Raw genomic sequence first — 13,831 nt, 5'->3', positions numbered from 1 at the left:
ACGAGGCCGATTGGCTTCCGCCTTGCCCGATCGGATAATCTTGTCTTTTGGTAATCCCCCCTTCGACTCAACCGGGAGTGTTCGCTGTGGCTGCAGTCTGCGACGTGTGCGGCAAGAAGCCGGGTTTCGGCAACAACAAGCCGTGGTCGCGCAAGCGCACGCGGCGTCGTTTCGACCCCAACATCCAGCGTGTGCGCGCTGTCGTCGGTGCGACCCCCAAGCGCATGAACGTGTGCACCTCGTGCCTCAAGGCCGGCAAGGTCAGCCGCTGACCGGATCGCCGGCCGGTCGTCGCTGACGCGACGATCCCGCGGTCCCTCGCACGACGAGGCGGGCAGCACCCCCAGGGTGCGCCCGCCTCTTTGGTGTCCGCACGCCCTTCCGAGCGTGACGCGAGGGAGGTCCGCTCAGCGGTAGTGCTCGTGACCTCCGGGACCCTCCCACGGCGTCCCGTCGACGGTCACCCCGGCGCCGTCCGCGTCGTCGCGCTCGTTGACGACCCCGACGACCTGCCATCCCTGCGGCGCGCCGGCGGCGGCCGGGAAGGTCGCGGCGAGCGTGTGGTCGTCGCCACCGGTCAGCAGGAAGCCGAGCGGGTCGACGTTGGTCGCCGCGGCCACGTCCGCGATCGGCTCCGGCACCTCGAAGGCCGAAGCCTCCAGCGCGATCGTGACGCCGCTGGCCGCCGCGACGTGCCCGAGGTCTGCGACGAGCCCGTCGCTGACGTCGATCATCGCCGTCGCGCCGTGCGCGGCGGCGCGCGGCCCCTCCTCGTAAGGGGGCTCCGGACGGCGGTACGCCTCGACCAGGACCCGCGGCGAGCGGAACCCGCGGGCGAGGACGTGCAGCCCGGCACCGGCCCAGCCGACCCGGCCGGCGAGGGCGACCACGTCCCCGGGCCGGGCGCCCGACCGGAGGACGGGGTCCTGCGCGCACTCCCCGAGCACCGTGATCGCGATCGTCACGGCGTCGGAGGCCGTGACGTCTCCCCCGACGACCTCGGCGCCCACGAGCGCCGCCTCGTCGACGATGCCGCGGGTCAGGTCCTCGGCCCACGCGGTCTCGAGGTCGCGGGGTGCCGCGAACCCGACGGTGAGCGCGGTCGCGACCCCGCCCATCGCCATCACGTCGGCGAGGTTGGCTGCCGCTGCGCGCCGGCCGACGTCGTACGCCTCCGCCCAGTCCCGGCGGAAGTGCCGTCCCTCGACGAGCACGTCCGTCGACACGAGGACCGACCCGGACCCGACGCGGACGTACGCGCAGTCGTCGCCGGGTCCGACGAGCACGCGCTCCGAGCGCGGCTGGCGGGCGACCTGGGCGATCAACCCGAACTCGCCCAGCTCCCCGATGGTCTGACCGCCGCCCGAGCCCGCACGTGTCGTCTCCATGCGTCCATCCTGTCATCGCGGCGCGGGACGGACGACGCACCCGGGGCGACTTCGTGATCCCGCCACGTCACGTGCACGTCATGATCCTGTAGCGTGTCCGAGGCGGTGAACGTTGTCGAGCCACGGAGGAAGCCCAACATGGTCGTGCAGGCCTACATCCTGGTCCAGACCGAGGTCGGCAAGGCTGCCGACGTCGCCGCCGCCATCGCCCAGGTCAGCGGCGTGACGCTCGCCGAGGACGTGACCGGCCCCTACGACGTGATCGTCCGCGCGGAGGCCAAGCACGTCGACGAGCTCGGTGAGATGGTCGTCGCGCAGATCCAGCGCATCGACGGCATCACCCGGACCCTCACGTGTCCCGTCGTCCACTTCTGAGCCACCCCCTTCGTACGACCGCCGGCGCCCTCGGTCTGGTCGCCCTGCTCGTCGGCTGTGCCGACACGGTCGCGGTCGACGCTCCAGCCCCGTCCGACGATGTCGCCGAGGTCTGCGCCGACGTGCTCGACGACGTCCCGGCGACCGTGGCCGGTCAGGACGCCGTACGCGTCGCTCCGGCCGACGCCGGCCGCGCCTGGGGCAGCCCGGCGATCGTGCTCCGGTGCGGGGTGGACCGCCCCGCGAACCTCGAGGCGACCTCGCGCTGCGACGTCGTTGCCGACGTCGGATGGTTCACCGAGGAGGACGACGAGCGGTACGTCTTCACGACGATCGGCCGAGCGGCGTACGTCGAGGTGTCCGTGCCCCGGCGGTACGACCCGCCGGCCGACGCGCTCGCCGACCTCGCACCGGCCGTGAGCGCGCACGACCCGGTCGTCACGCCCTGCGTCTGAGTCAGCGCAGGCCGGTCGGACGCGCGAGCGCGTGCTCGACGAGGCGCTCGACGAGACGGCCGTAGTCGAGGCCGCTCGACTCCCACACCTGCGGGTACATCGAGTACGGGGTGAACCCCGGCATCGTGTTGACCTCGTTGATGTAGAGCGTGCCGTCGACGAGGAAGAAGTCGACGCGGGCGAGCCCCTCGCAGCCCAGCGCCTCGAACGCGCGCAGCGCCTTGGCCCGCACACGCTCGACGAGGACGTCCTCGATCGGAGCCGGGATGAGGTTCTTGGACGTTCCGTCGAGGTACTTCGCGCTGAAGTCGTAGAAGTCGTGACCGGCGCCGTGGTCGACGGCGATCTCGCCCGGCGTGCTGACCTCCAGCGAGCCGTCGGGGTTCTGGAGGACGCCGCACTCGACCTCCCGGGCCTCGACGGCGGCCTCCACGAGGACCTTGGGGTCGTGCTCCTCGGCGAGCGCGATCGCCGCCGCGAGCCCGTGCTCGTCGGAGACGAGCGTGCCGCCCATGCTGGAGCCGGCCCGCGCGGGCTTGACGAACACCGGGTAGTGCAACGACGCGACGGTCTCGCGGACGGCCGCCCGGTCGTGGCGCCACTCGTCCGCCGTGACGACGGCGTACGGGAGCTGCGGCAGCCCGGCGGCCGCGAAGAGCTGGTTGGCGACGGCCTTGTCCATGGCTACCGCGCTCGCGAGGACTCCGGAGCCGACGTAGCGGATGCCGGCCATCTCGAACAGGCCCTGGAGGGTGCCGTCCTCGCCCCACGGACCGTGGAGGAGCGGGAACGCGACGTCCACCGTCGCGAGCACCCGGCTCGAGCCGTCCGCGTCGAGCGCGAGGAGACGGTCGCCCGCCAGCGCGACCGGGGTGCCGGAGGCGTCGACCTCCGGGAGCCCGTCGGCGTCGGTGGCGATCTCGCCGTCGTAGAGGACCCAGCGTCCGTCGCGGGTGATGCCGACCGCGACGACCTCGTAGCGGTCGCGGTCGACGACCGCCAGCACCTCGCGCGCGGTCATGCAGGACACGGCGTGCTCGCTCGACCGGCCGCCGAACACGAGCAGGACGCAGGGACGGTCCGAAGTGATCGTCGGCACGGAACGGTCGGAAGGCGTGGCAGTCATCGGGGCGACCCTATCGCGAGCCTGGACAATGGTCGGCATGGCTCGCTCAGGATCGCTCTCCCTCGACACCCTGGTGGTCGCCGCAGGCCGCCCCGACCGCACACCCGACGCCCCGCTCAACGTGCCGCTGACCCCGGCCAGCACGTTCGTCGCGGGCGGTGAGCTGGAGTACGGCCGCTTCGGCAACCCGACGTGGCAGGCCTTCGAGGACGCCGTGGGGGCGCTCGAGGGCGGACGTGCCGTGATGTACGCCTCCGGGCTGGCAGCGGCGAGCGCCACCCTGTCGCTCGTGCCCGAGGGCGGCGTCGTCGTGGTGCCGCAGCACGCGTACAACGGCACGCTCGGTCTGCTGGCCGAGGCCGAGCGCCGCGGACGCGTCGTCGTACGCGCCGTCGACGTCACGGAGCCGGGTGCGCTGGTCGAGGCCGCGGACGGTGCGGCGATGGTGTGGATCGAGTCGCCGACCAACCCCGCGCTCGAGGTCGTGGACATCGCGGAGACCGCGGCCGCCGCCCGCACGCGGGGCGCCCTCGTCGTCGTCGACAACACGTTCGCGACGCCGCTGGTGCAGCAGCCGCTGTCCCTCGGCGCGGACGTCGTCGTCCACTCCGCCACGAAGCTGCTCGCGGGCCACAGCGACGCGCTGGCCGGGGTGGCGGTCGTCGCGGACGACGCGACGTACGAGCTTCTGGAGTCGTACCGGCGGATGCACGGGGCCGTCCCGGGCACGCTGGAGGCCTACCTGGCGACGCGGGGGCTGCGAACCCTCGCCGTACGGTTCGAGCGGGCCCAGGACAACGCGCGGCGCCTCGTGGAGCGGCTGACCGCGCACCCGCAGGTCGGGGACGTCCGCTACCCCGGGTTCGGGACGATCGTCACCTTCGAGCCGGCCGCCGGCGCCGAGGCCGCGCACCGCGTCGTGACGTCGAGCCGTCTGGTGGTCTGCACCACGAGCCTCGGCGGCGTCGAGTCGACCTGGGAGCGCCGCCGCCGGTGGGCCAGCGAGCCCGAGACCGTCCCCGACGCCCTGATCCGGATGTCGGTGGGCATCGAGGGCTTCGACGACCTCTGGGCCGACGTCGAGGCGGCGCTGGGGCACGCCTGACGCGTACGGCGCCGCCCTGCGGTCAGCGCACCTCGGGCTTCGGCGTCCGCGACACGAGCGTGGCGACGAGCTCCTTCGGCGTGGTCTCGCCGCGGATCAGCGCGGCGACCTGCTCGACGATCGGCATGTCGACGCCGTGGAGGCTCGCGAGCTCGGAGACGGAGTCGCTCGACTTCACGCCCTCGGCGACCTGGCGCGTCGAGGCGACGATCTCGTCGATGCTCATGCCGCGCCCGAGCTTCTCGCCGAACGTCCGGTTGCGCGACAACGGCGAGCTGCAGGTCGCGACGAGGTCGCCCATCCCGGCCAGCCCCATCATGGTCATCGGGTCCGCGCCCATGGCCATCCCGAGGCGCGCCGTCTCCGCGAGGCCGCGGGTGATGACCGACGCCTTCGCGTTGTCGCCGTAGCCCAGGCCGTCGGCGACACCGACGGCGAGCGCGATGACGTTCTTGGTGGTGCCGGCCAGCTCGCACCCGACGACGTCGGTGTTGGTGTACGGCCGGAAGGACGGCGTGTGGCACCAGCCCTGGAGGCGCTTCGCGACCGCCTCGTCCGCGCACGCGACGACCGCGGCCGCGGGCTCGCGTTGGGCGATCTCGCGCGCCAGGTTCGGGCCGGTGACGACCGCGATGCGCTCCGGACCGGCGCCCGTCAGCTCGGCGATGACCTCGCTCATCCGCAGGTGCGTCCCGAGCTCCACGCCCTTCATCAGGCTCACGATCACGGCGTCCGCGGGGATGTGCCGTGCCCAGTCGGTGAGGTTGGCCCGCAGCTGCTGCGACGGCACCGCGAGCACGACCACCTCGGCGCCGGAGAGGACCACGGCCGGGTCGTGGCTCGCCTTGATCGTCTCGGGCAGCAGGATGCCCGGAAGGTACTCAGGGTTCTCGCGCGTCTGGTTGATCGCGTCGCAGACCTCCGTACGGCGCCCCCACAGGTGGACCTCGTTGCCGGCGTCGGCCAGCACCAACGAGAAGGCGGTCCCCCAGGACCCTGCGCCGAGGACAGCGGTCTTCGCCATGCGTACTACTCCTTCGTGGCCGTCTGGCGTCGCGGTCGCGGACGCTCCTTGACCCGCGGGTCGTCCAGGGACATCCGCTCCGAGGGCACCGGCAGGTCGCGGAGCTTCGCGAGCTGCTCGGTGACGGCGTCCATGATCCGATCCGTGGCCGTCGCGAGGATAGCGGCCGTGACCTCCTGACCGCGAAGGTCGTCGAGATCGACCGGCGGGCCGGCCGCGATCTGCATCGTCTGCCGGGGCACGACGTGGAGCCGGCGGCCGTACGGCTCGAGGAACATGTTGGGCCCCCACTGCGCCACCGGTACGACCGGGCACCCGGTCTCGAGCGCGACGCGGGCGGCGCCGGTCTTGCCGGACATCGGCCACTCGTCGGGGTCGCGGGTGATCGTGCCCTCGGGGTAGAAGATGACGCCCTCGCCGTCGAGCACGGCCTGCTTGGCGGCGGCGAACGCGTCGGCGGCCTCGGACGTGCCGCGGTAGACCGGGATCTGACCGGTGGCACGCAGGATCTTGCCGATCACGGGGACGTCGAGGATAGCGGCCTTCGCCAGGTAGCGCGGGGGGACGCCGTTGTCGTACAGGAAGTGCGCCAGCATCACCGGGTCGGCGTGCGAGACGTGGTTGGCAGCGACCACGAAGCCCCGGTCGGCGGGCAGGTTCTCCGCACCCGACCACTCGCGCCTCACCGCGGCCGTGACCGGCGCGCGCAGCGCGGCGACGATGGTCCGCAGCACCATCCCGGGGTCACGGTCCGGGGACGCGGCTGCAGGGGTGTCCATCCGGCTGAGCCTAGTTCATCAGGGCCGGGTGCCGATGCCCGCTGCCAGGGCCGTGAGGCAAGATCGACCCGTGGCAGCACGGTGGACGCTGGTGGTCCCGATCAAGGACACCGCGGTGGGCAAGTCGCGGCTGGCGTCGCTGGGCGCGCAGCGGCCGGCGCTCGCGCGTGCGATGGCGCTCGACACGGTGGAGGCCGCGCTCGGCAGCCGCCTCGTGGGACGGGTCGTGGTGGTGACCTCCGATCCCGCGCTCGCGAGGGCGATGGTCGACGACGTCGCTCCCGGACGCGACACCTCTGTCGAGCTCGTCGCCGACCCGGGGACGGGTCTGCGGGACGCCGTGCTCGTCGGCGCACGAGCGGTCGAACGCGGTCCCCTCGCCGTCCTCACCGGAGATCTCCCCGGTCTCCGCCCGGACGACCTCGACCTCGTGCTGGACCAGGCGGCGAGATACGACGTGGCGGTCGTCGCCGACGCCGACGACGTCGGGACCACGCTGCTCGCGGTCGCCGACCCGTCGTCGCTCGACCCTCGGTTCGGGGAGAGCTCCCTGGCCGCCCACCGCGCGCAGGGCGCGGTGCCGATCGCGGCACCGGTCGGCCTGCGTCGCGACGTCGACCTCCCGGCGCACCTCGACGAGCTCCGCCCTCTGCTCGGCCCGCGGACGGCGTCGCTCGTCGCGCGCACCGCGGTACGGTGAGGCCATGCAGGCCACGATCGCGACCTTCGACGCCGACAGCGGGGGCACGCTCGTGCTCGACGACGGCGTGACGATGGCGTACGCGGCGGCCGCGGTCGAGGCGTCGCCCGTCCGCCACCTGCGTCCTGGTCAGCGCGTCATCGTCGAGCTGACCGGCGACAAGCGGCCGACCGTGCGGGCGCTGCGGATCCACTGATCCCGAGCACAGGTACGGCCCCGGCGGACGCCGGGGCCGCAGCTGCTCCTCGTCACACGCCGGCGGTCACCCGGGCCGGCGCCTTCTTCGCGGCGGTCTTCTTCGCCGCGGTCTTCTTCGCCGTGGTCTTCTTCGCCGTGGTCTTCTTCGCGGGTGCCTTCTTGGCCGCGGCCTTCTTCGCCGCGGTCTTCTTCGCCGTGGTCTTCTTGGCCGCCGTCGTCTTCTTGGCGGTGGCCTTCTTGGCCGTCGTCTTCTTCGCCGGCGACTTCTTGGCCGCGGTCTTCTTGGCCGCCGTCGTCTTCTTGGCGGTTGCCTTCTTCGCGGTCGTCTTCTTCGCCGGCGACTTCTTGGCCGTGGCCTTCTTCGCCGCCGTCGTCTTCTTGGCCGTCGCCTTCTTCGCGGTGGCCTTCTTCGCGGTGCTCTTCTTGGCTGCGGTCGTCTTCTTCGCGGTGGCCTTCTTCGCCGCCGTCGTCTTCTTGGCCGTCGCCTTCTTCGCGGTGGCCTTCTTCGCGGTGCTCTTCTTGGCTGCGGTCGTCTTCTTGGCCGTGGCCTTCTTCGCCGCGGACGTCTTCTTGGCGGCGGCCTTCTTCGCCGTCGTCTTCTTCGCCGGCGCCTTGGCCGCCGTCTTCACACCTGCCACCACGTTCTTCAGCTCCCCTCCGGGTTTGAACTTCGGGATGGTCCGATCCGCGATCACGTGGATCTCCCCCGTCCGCGGGTTCCGGACCTGTCGGCCGGTGCGGATGGATTGTTGGAACACTCCGAACCCGCTGAGCACGACACGGTCGCCTCGTGAGAGACGCTCGGTCAACGTCGTGATCACCGCGTCGAGTGCGCGCCGAGCCTGGGCACGGTTCCCCTCGAAGGAGGCCGCCAGCACCTCGACGAACTCGCTCTTGTTCAACGGCTTCCCCCCGGTGAACGGTTCGGTTCTTCGCGTTCGACGGTAAGCAATCGGCTTGTCCGTCTCAATCACCGTAGAGGCAAATGTCCGATCGTGTTGTTCTCGTGTCGCAGTGCCGTTGACCTGCGACGACGTCGTCATGACGCGTCGTCGTACCTGTGGTGAAGAACGACGAAGCCCGGAAACCACCGTGGCTACGTGGTTTCCGGGCTCCGGGGTGAAGCGGAGGTACGACGCGTCAGCGCGTCGTACCGAGGTCGCGCGTCGTCACAACGTCGCGGGCTTGAACGACGGTCGCTTCGCCTCGTACGCGCTGATCGCGTCCTCGTGCGAGAGCGTCAGGCCGATGTCGTCGAGTCCTTCGAGCAGACGCCAGCGTGTGTAGTCGTCGATGTCGAAGGAGTCCTCGACGCGCTCGACGCCCTCCCCCGCGGAGACCGTCCGCGCGACGAGGTCGACGGTGATCGTCGTGCCCGGCGCAGACTCGAGGAGGTCCCAGAGCTTCTGGACCGTCTTCTCCTCGACCTGCGCGGCGAGGAGTCCGGCCTTGCCCGAGTTGCCTCGGAAGATGTCACCGAAGCGCGGCGAGATCACCACGGCGAAGCCGTAGTTCTGCAGCGCCCACACGGCGTGCTCGCGCGACGACCCGGTGCCGAAGTCGGGACCGGCGACCAGCACGGTCGCCGAGGCGAAGGCCGGCTGGTTCAGGACGAACGAGGGGTCCTTGCGCCACCCGGCGAAGAGGCCGTCCTCGAACCCCGTGCGCGTCACGCGCTTGAGGTACTCGGCGGGGATGATCTGGTCGGTGTCGACGTTGCTGCGTCGCAGGGGCGCGCCGACTCCCGTGTGCGAGCTGAACTTCTCCATGAGCGTTACTCCGTGCGGTGTCGGTCAGGCGTTGACGAGGTCGGCGGGCGAGGCGAGGTGGCCGAGGATCGCGGTCGCCGCGGCGACCTCGGGCGAGACCAGGTGCGTACGCCCGCCCTTGCCCTGCCGCCCCTCGAAGTTGCGGTTCGACGTCGACGCGCTGCGCTCGCCGGGCGTCAGCTGGTCGGGGTTCATGCCGAGGCACATCGAGCAGCCCGCGCCGCGCCACTCCGCGCCCGCGTCCTTGAAGATGACGTCGAGGCCCTCCTCCTCGGCCTGCAGGCGCACCCGCACCGAGCCGGGGACGACCAGCAGCCGGGTCGAGCCGGCGACCTTGCGACCCTCGACGATCTTCGCTGCGGCTCGCAGGTCCTCCATGCGGCCGTTGGTGCACGAGCCGACGAAGACGGTGTCGACGGCGATGTCGCGCATCGGGGTCCCGGCGGTCAGCCCCATGTAGTCGAGCGCCCGCTCGGCGGCGACGCGCTCGCTCGGGTCGTCGAAGTCCTCCGGTGCGGGGACGTCGGCCGACAGCGGCACACCCTGTCCCGGGTTGGTGCCCCAGGTGACGAACGGCGTGACCTTGGAGGCGTCCAGCGTGACGACCTTGTCGAACTCCGCGTCGTCGTCGGTGACCAGTGTCCGCCAGTAGGCGACGGCGGCGTCCCAGTCCTCGCCCTTCGGCGCGTGCGGACGGCCCTCGAGGAACGCGAACGTGGTCTCGTCCGGCGCGATCATGCCGGCCTTGGCGCCCCACTCGATCGACATGTTGCAGACCGTCATCCGCGCCTCCATGGAGAGCTTGCGGATGGCCTCGCCGCGGTACTCGACGACGTAGCCCTGACCGCCACCCGTGGTCTCCTGCGCGATGAGCGCGAGGATCAGGTCCTTCGCGGTCGATCCCTCGGGGAGCTCGCCGACGACCTCGACGGCCAGCGTGCGCGGACCGGCCTGCGGCAGCGTCTGCGTCGCGAGCACGTGCTCGACCTCGCTGGTGCCGATGCCGAAGGCCAGCGCTCCGAAGGCGCCGTGCGTGGCGGTGTGCGAGTCGCCGCACACCACGGTGGTGCCCGGCTGGGTGAGGCCCAGCTGCGGACCGACCACGTGCACGATGCCCTGCTCGACGTCGCCCATCGGGTGCAGCCGGACGCCGAACTCCTCGCAGTTGCGGCGCAGCGTCTCGACCTGCGTGCGCGACACGGGGTCGGCGATCGGCTTGTCGAGGTCGGTCGTCGGGATGTTGTGGTCCTCGGTCGCGAGCGTGAGGTCGGGACGGCGCACCTTGCGACCGGCGAGGCGGAGCCCGTCGAACGCCTGTGGGCTCGTCACCTCGTGGATGAGGTGGAGGTCGATGAAGAGCAGGTCCGGCTCTCCCTCGGCACGTCGTACGACGTGCTCGTCCCACACCTTCTGCGCAAGGGTCCTGCCCATTGCTCGCTCCTCTTTCACGTGGCCCGTCGTCGGGCCGGTCTCGACGAGCGATCTCCCGCTCGGCCTCTATGCTTGCATTTCACAATGCGAGACGGCAATATCAAGGCATGGACAACTCTAGCGGAGTCGGCGTGCTCGACAAAGCCGCACTGGTCTTGTCGGCACTCGAGGCCGGTCCCGCCACCCTCGCGGGTCTCGTCTCCAGCACCGGTCTCGCCCGCCCCACCGCGCACCGCCTCGCCGTCGCCCTCGAGCACCACCGTCTCGTGGCCCGCGACATGCAGGGCCGGTTCGTCCTCGGACCCCGCCTCTCGGAGCTCTCGGCCGCGGCCGGCGAGGACCGTCTCCTCGCGGCCGCCGGCCCGGTCCTCGCGCGGCTGCGCGACATCACCGGCGAGTCCGCCCAGCTCTTCCGGCGCCAGGGCGACTACCGCGTGTGCGTCGCCGCCGCCGAGCGCCCGACCGGCCTCCGCGACACCGTCCCGGTCGGGAGCCAGCTCACGATGCGCGCCGGCTCAGCGGCGCAGATCCTGCTCGCGTGGGAGGACCCCGAGCGGATGAACCGCGGCCTCCAGAACGCCGCGTTCACGGCCGCCGCACTCTCGCAGGTACGCCGCCGCGGCTGGGCGCAGAGCGTCGGCGAGCGCGAGCCCGGCATCGCGTCGGTGTCCGCCAGCGTCCGCTCCCCTTCCGGCAAGGTGATCGCGGCCGTCTCGGTGTCGGGTCCGGTCGAGCGGCTCACCCGCCAGCCGGGCCGGATGCACGCTCCTGCCGTGGTCGCCGCCGCCGAGCGCCTGTCGCAGTCGCTGCGTCGCTCGGGCGAGTAGCCACGCTCGTACGCCCGTCGCTGACGCCCCGCGGCACGCAACGACGCGGCGCGGTGAGTCCGGTCCCACCGCGCGCCCCGCCCGTGGGACCCAGCTCACCGCCACGCCCCCGAGGATGTCGCGCGAGCCGCTCAGAACAGCCCGGGGCCCTGCTCGAGGTCGAGCAGCGTCTGCTTGCGGCCCAGACCACCGGCGTACCCGGTCAGCGTCCCGTTGGCGCCGATCACGCGGTGGCACGGCACGACGATCGGGATCGGGTTGGACGCGTTGGCGGACCCGACCGCCCGGGCGCCGAACGGACCGAGCTGGAGCTCTGCGGCCAGCTCGCCGTACGTGACGGTCTGCCCGTACGGGATCTCGCACAGCGCCTTCCAGACCGCGCGCTGGAACGCCGAGCCCTTCTGCGGCCCGAGCGGGAGGTCGAACGTCGTCCGCTCCCCCGCGAAGTACTCCTCGAGCTGCGACACCGCCGCGTCGAGCACCGCGTCGCGCGGGGCGTCCGGCTCCTCCCGCTCGGCGTCGAAGTCGATCGCGACGACATGGGTTCCGTCGCTGTGGACGCGCAGCCCGCCGATCGGGCTGTCGAGGTATGCGGTGGTCGTGGTGGTCATGGCTTCCTCTCGGTGGTCGAGGTGTCGGGGAGGTGCCAGAGGTGCATCGCGGCGTACGAGCGCCACGGGCTCCAGCGGGTCGTCGGGTCGTCGTCACCGGTGGCGACGACGTGCGCGTCGAGCCGGCGTCGGATCACGAGGTCGGTCGCGAGCAGGACGTCGGGGTCCCGGGTCGCGCGCATCAGGACGTAGTCCGCGGTCCACGGTCCGATCCCGCGCAGCTCGAGCAGCTGCGCGCGGAGCGCGGCCCGGTCGGCACTGGGGCCGATGTCGAGCTTGCCGACGGCGACCGCGTCGGCGAGCCCGGCGACGGTCGACGCCCGCGAGCGGGGCATCCCGAGCGTGGTCGGGTCGACCGCCGCCAGGACGTCGGGCTCGGGGAAGACGTGCGTCAGCGCGTACGCCGCCGCCAGCGGGTGGGACTCGGCCTCGAGGACGGCACCGTGCTGCGCGACGATGCGCGCCAGCGTGGTCCGCGCACCGGCGACCGAGACCTGCTGCCCGACCACGGCGCGGACCGCCAGCTCGTACCCGTCGACGTGACCGGGCACCCGCATCCCCGGCGTGGCCAGGACGGCGGCGCCGAGGTAGGGGTCCGCGCCGAGGGCCTCGTCGACGGCGACGGGATCGGCGTCGAGGTCGAGCATGCTCCGGCAGCGGGTGACCGCGGCCATGGTGTCCCGCAGGTCGGTCAGCTCCAGCACGCACCGCACGTGGTCCTCGGCGGGGGTGAGCGCGACGACGCCAGGACCGTGGGGCAGCCGGAGCGTGCGCGCGTACGTGCCGTCGCGCACGGTCTCCAGGCCGGGGACGGCCCGCGTCGCGAGGAAGGCCAGGAGCTCCTCGAACGCGAAGGGGCGTCGGACCGCGAGACGGAGCTCGATGCGACCCGACGACGTCCTGGGCGTACGACGGGAGTGCCGCTGGGCGGACTCGCGCAGTGCGCTCGGCGTCGCGTCGTACACGGTCCGCAGCGTGTCGTTGAACTGGCGGACCGACGCGAAGCCGGCGGCGAACGCCACGTCGGTCACCGGGACGTCGGTGGTCTCGAGGAGGATGCGGGCGTGGTGCGCGCGGTTGCTGCGGGCGATCGCGAGCGGCCCCGCACCGACCTCGTCGACGAGGATCCGGTGGACGTGCCGCGTGCTGTAGCCGAGCCGGTCGGCCAGCCCGGGGACGCCGTCGCTCTCGACGACACCGTCGCGGATGAGGCGCATCGCGCGTCCGACGGTGTCGGCGCGCACGTCCCACTCGGGTGATCCCGGCGCCGCGTCGGGGCGGCACCGCCGGCACGCCCGGAAGCCGGCGTCGTGCGCCGCCGCCGCGGCGGCGTAGAAACGCACGTTCTCCCGCTTCGGCGTCCGCGCGGGGCACGAGGGCCGGCAGTAGATGCCGGTGCTCGTCACCGCCGTGTAGAAGACGCCGTCGAAACGGGAGTCCCTCGCGCTCACTGCCCGGTAGCAGCGGTCCTCGTCGAGCTTCATGCGTCCAGCATGCCGCCCGCGACCGACAGGAACTAGCGGGATTCGGACGTTGCCGTGGCCGCGCGCCAGAACCGCGACTCGGCACAGGGTGAGAAACGCCAAGGCGCCCGAGTCCTGGTGGACTCGGGCGCCTGTTGTAGCCCCGACGGGATTCGAACCCGCGCTACCGCCTTGAGAGGGCGGCGTGCTAGGCCGCTACACAACGGGGCCTGGTGGTGAAAGAAGCCTACCGGACGGGCCGGAGGTCTCTCTCGCTGGGGTACTAGGACTCGAACCTAGACTAACGGTGCCAGAAACCGACGGGCTGCCAATTACCCCATACCCCATGGCTGCGGTCCGGATCCTTGCGTCCCCGAACCGAGAAGAACATTACCGGACGGCTTCGCGGCGCCCAAATCCGGGGGCCTCCTTGTGACCATCCTCGCAGGTCAGAGGCCGGATCTCGGGTACCCGAGCGAATCACGACCGACCCGAGCGTGCACGCTCGGGTCAGTGGCCGTCCGGTGGGGTACCCGGCCCGGCTCGAGCCGTACGACGCGGGCGGGCGCCAACGAGACCG

16 protein-coding genes and 2 tRNA genes are annotated in these 13,831 nt (G+C 72.1%); 7 read left to right on the top strand and 11 right to left on the bottom strand.

Going from position 1 to position 13,831, the window contains the following annotated elements:
- The first annotated feature begins 86 nt into the window (after positions 1-86).
- Complete coding sequence (gene rpmB / locus ACQSSQ_RS07080) at positions 87-272, top strand: 50S ribosomal protein L28 (protein ID WP_139087903.1); 186 nt, start codon at positions 87-89, stop codon at positions 270-272.
- 135 nt (positions 273-407) lie between these two features.
- Here the strand turns inward: rpmB and ACQSSQ_RS07075 are convergent, their stop codons facing one another.
- Positions 408-1,388: a thiamine-phosphate kinase gene (locus tag ACQSSQ_RS07075; protein WP_431326327.1), complete on the bottom strand. Its 981-nt coding sequence runs from the start codon at positions 1,386-1,388 to the stop codon at positions 408-410.
- A gap of 138 nt (positions 1,389-1,526) precedes the next feature.
- Here ACQSSQ_RS07075 and ACQSSQ_RS07070 point away from each other — a divergent pair, with 138 nt between their 5' ends.
- Together ACQSSQ_RS07070 and ACQSSQ_RS07065 are read left to right on the top strand one after the other, a co-directional pair.
- Positions 1,527-1,763 carry an Lrp/AsnC ligand binding domain-containing protein gene (locus ACQSSQ_RS07070; protein ID WP_431326326.1) on the top strand — a complete coding sequence of 79 codons (237 nt, stop codon included), beginning with the start codon at positions 1,527-1,529 and terminating at the stop codon, positions 1,761-1,763.
- Entirely contained in the window at positions 1,742-2,218 is a 477-nt protein-coding gene (locus ACQSSQ_RS07065) for a DUF3515 family protein (RefSeq protein ID WP_431326325.1), read from the top strand. Before ACQSSQ_RS07070 ends, ACQSSQ_RS07065 begins: the two co-directional genes overlap by 22 nt.
- Before the next feature lies 1 nt (position 2,219).
- Here the strand turns inward: ACQSSQ_RS07065 and ACQSSQ_RS07060 are convergent, their stop codons facing one another.
- Positions 2,220-3,344 (bottom strand): D-alanine--D-alanine ligase family protein, encoded by a 1,125-nt coding sequence (locus ACQSSQ_RS07060; protein WP_431326324.1) that lies wholly within the window; start codon positions 3,342-3,344, stop codon positions 2,220-2,222.
- A gap of 37 nt (positions 3,345-3,381) precedes the next feature.
- On the opposite strand from ACQSSQ_RS07060, the gene ACQSSQ_RS07055 reads away from it, so the two are divergent.
- On the top strand, positions 3,382-4,449 hold the full coding sequence (locus ACQSSQ_RS07055; RefSeq protein ID WP_431326323.1) for a trans-sulfuration enzyme family protein: 1,068 nt from the start codon (positions 3,382-3,384) through the stop codon (positions 4,447-4,449).
- 22 nt (positions 4,450-4,471) lie between these two features.
- Here ACQSSQ_RS07055 and ACQSSQ_RS07050 read toward each other — a convergent pair whose 3' ends face one another.
- Both ACQSSQ_RS07050 and ACQSSQ_RS07045 read right to left on the bottom strand, forming a co-directional pair.
- Positions 4,472-5,473, bottom strand: a complete 1,002-nt coding sequence (locus ACQSSQ_RS07050) for an NAD(P)H-dependent glycerol-3-phosphate dehydrogenase (RefSeq protein WP_431326322.1) — start codon at positions 5,471-5,473, stop codon at positions 4,472-4,474.
- Positions 5,474-5,478: 5 nt separating this feature from the next.
- Positions 5,479-6,252 carry a lysophospholipid acyltransferase family protein gene (locus tag ACQSSQ_RS07045; protein WP_431326321.1) on the bottom strand — a complete coding sequence of 258 codons (774 nt, stop codon included), beginning with the start codon at positions 6,250-6,252 and terminating at the stop codon, positions 5,479-5,481.
- A 70-nt stretch (positions 6,253-6,322) separates the two neighbouring features.
- Here ACQSSQ_RS07045 and cofC point away from each other — a divergent pair, with 70 nt between their 5' ends.
- Together cofC and ACQSSQ_RS07035 are read left to right on the top strand one after the other, a co-directional pair.
- Positions 6,323-6,952: a 2-phospho-L-lactate guanylyltransferase gene (gene cofC, locus ACQSSQ_RS07040; RefSeq protein ID WP_431326320.1), complete on the top strand. Its 630-nt coding sequence runs from the start codon at positions 6,323-6,325 to the stop codon at positions 6,950-6,952.
- A 4-nt stretch (positions 6,953-6,956) separates the two neighbouring features.
- Complete coding sequence (locus ACQSSQ_RS07035) at positions 6,957-7,148, top strand: hypothetical protein (RefSeq protein ID WP_431326319.1); 192 nt, start codon at positions 6,957-6,959, stop codon at positions 7,146-7,148.
- A gap of 52 nt (positions 7,149-7,200) precedes the next feature.
- On the opposite strand, the gene ACQSSQ_RS07030 is transcribed toward ACQSSQ_RS07035, so the two are convergent.
- The 3 genes from ACQSSQ_RS07030 to leuC all read right to left on the bottom strand — a co-directional run bounded on the left by ACQSSQ_RS07030 (position 7,201) and on the right by leuC (position 10,350).
- A complete protein-coding gene (locus ACQSSQ_RS07030; protein ID WP_431326318.1) occupies positions 7,201-8,052 on the bottom strand; it encodes an HU family DNA-binding protein in 852 nt (283 codons plus the stop codon).
- A 267-nt stretch (positions 8,053-8,319) separates the two neighbouring features.
- The gene (gene leuD / locus ACQSSQ_RS07025) at positions 8,320-8,919 is read right to left on the bottom strand and encodes a 3-isopropylmalate dehydratase small subunit (protein ID WP_431326317.1); all 600 of its coding nucleotides are present in this window, start codon (positions 8,917-8,919) and stop codon (positions 8,320-8,322) included.
- Between the two features lie 24 nt (positions 8,920-8,943).
- Positions 8,944-10,350, bottom strand: coding sequence for a 3-isopropylmalate dehydratase large subunit (gene leuC / locus ACQSSQ_RS07020; RefSeq protein WP_431326316.1), 1,407 nt, complete (start codon positions 10,348-10,350; stop codon positions 8,944-8,946).
- Positions 10,351-10,457: 107 nt separating this feature from the next.
- On the opposite strand from leuC, the gene ACQSSQ_RS07015 reads away from it, so the two are divergent.
- The gene (locus ACQSSQ_RS07015) at positions 10,458-11,177 is read left to right on the top strand and encodes an IclR family transcriptional regulator (protein ID WP_431326315.1); all 720 of its coding nucleotides are present in this window, start codon (positions 10,458-10,460) and stop codon (positions 11,175-11,177) included.
- 131 nt (positions 11,178-11,308) lie between these two features.
- Here ACQSSQ_RS07015 and ACQSSQ_RS07010 read toward each other — a convergent pair whose 3' ends face one another.
- From ACQSSQ_RS07010 to ACQSSQ_RS06995, 4 genes are all read right to left on the bottom strand, one after another.
- Positions 11,309-11,788, bottom strand: a complete 480-nt coding sequence (locus tag ACQSSQ_RS07010; RefSeq protein WP_431326314.1) for a methylated-DNA--[protein]-cysteine S-methyltransferase — start codon at positions 11,786-11,788, stop codon at positions 11,309-11,311.
- Positions 11,785-13,272: a DNA-3-methyladenine glycosylase 2 family protein gene (locus ACQSSQ_RS07005; protein ID WP_431326313.1), complete on the bottom strand. Its 1,488-nt coding sequence runs from the start codon at positions 13,270-13,272 to the stop codon at positions 11,785-11,787. Before ACQSSQ_RS07005 ends, ACQSSQ_RS07010 begins: the two co-directional genes overlap by 4 nt.
- 137 nt (positions 13,273-13,409) lie before the next feature.
- Positions 13,410-13,482: transfer RNA gene (locus ACQSSQ_RS07000), tRNA-Glu, on the bottom strand.
- A gap of 44 nt (positions 13,483-13,526) precedes the next feature.
- Positions 13,527-13,598: transfer RNA gene (locus ACQSSQ_RS06995), tRNA-Gln, on the bottom strand.
- Positions 13,599-13,831 lie beyond the last annotated feature (233 nt).

Origin of the sequence: Mumia spirodelae, assembly GCF_050632745.1 — a bacterium.
Taxonomy (GTDB): domain Bacteria; phylum Actinomycetota; class Actinomycetes; order Propionibacteriales; family Nocardioidaceae; genus Mumia.
Note: the sequence above shows the minus strand (reverse complement) of the source record. Positions and strands in the feature narration are given on the sequence as shown.

Bases quoted from the DNA above. Each gene is read 5' to 3' on its own strand.
- ACQSSQ_RS07055 (WP_431326323.1), top strand. From the start codon at position 3,382: ATGGCTCGCTCAGGATCGCTCTCCCTCGACACCCTGGTGGTCGCCGCA.
- ACQSSQ_RS07035 (WP_431326319.1), top strand. From the start codon at position 6,957: ATGCAGGCCACGATCGCGACCTTCGACGCCGACAGCGGGGGCACGCTC.
- leuC (WP_431326316.1), bottom strand. From the start codon at position 10,350: ATGGGCAGGACCCTTGCGCAGAAGGTGTGGGACGAGCACGTCGTACGA.
- ACQSSQ_RS07005 (WP_431326313.1), bottom strand. From the start codon at position 13,272: ATGAAGCTCGACGAGGACCGCTGCTACCGGGCAGTGAGCGCGAGGGAC.
- ACQSSQ_RS07050 (WP_431326322.1), bottom strand. From the start codon at position 5,473: ATGGCGAAGACCGCTGTCCTCGGCGCAGGGTCCTGGGGGACCGCCTTC.
- leuD (WP_431326317.1), bottom strand. From the start codon at position 8,919: ATGGAGAAGTTCAGCTCGCACACGGGAGTCGGCGCGCCCCTGCGACGC.
- ACQSSQ_RS07060 (WP_431326324.1), bottom strand. From the start codon at position 3,344: ATGACTGCCACGCCTTCCGACCGTTCCGTGCCGACGATCACTTCGGAC.
- ACQSSQ_RS07010 (WP_431326314.1), bottom strand. From the start codon at position 11,788: ATGACCACCACGACCACCGCATACCTCGACAGCCCGATCGGCGGGCTG.
- ACQSSQ_RS07045 (WP_431326321.1), bottom strand. From the start codon at position 6,252: ATGGACACCCCTGCAGCCGCGTCCCCGGACCGTGACCCCGGGATGGTG.
- ACQSSQ_RS07075 (WP_431326327.1), bottom strand. From the start codon at position 1,388: ATGGAGACGACACGTGCGGGCTCGGGCGGCGGTCAGACCATCGGGGAG.
- ACQSSQ_RS07015 (WP_431326315.1), top strand. From the start codon at position 10,458: ATGGACAACTCTAGCGGAGTCGGCGTGCTCGACAAAGCCGCACTGGTC.
- ACQSSQ_RS07070 (WP_431326326.1), top strand. From the start codon at position 1,527: ATGGTCGTGCAGGCCTACATCCTGGTCCAGACCGAGGTCGGCAAGGCT.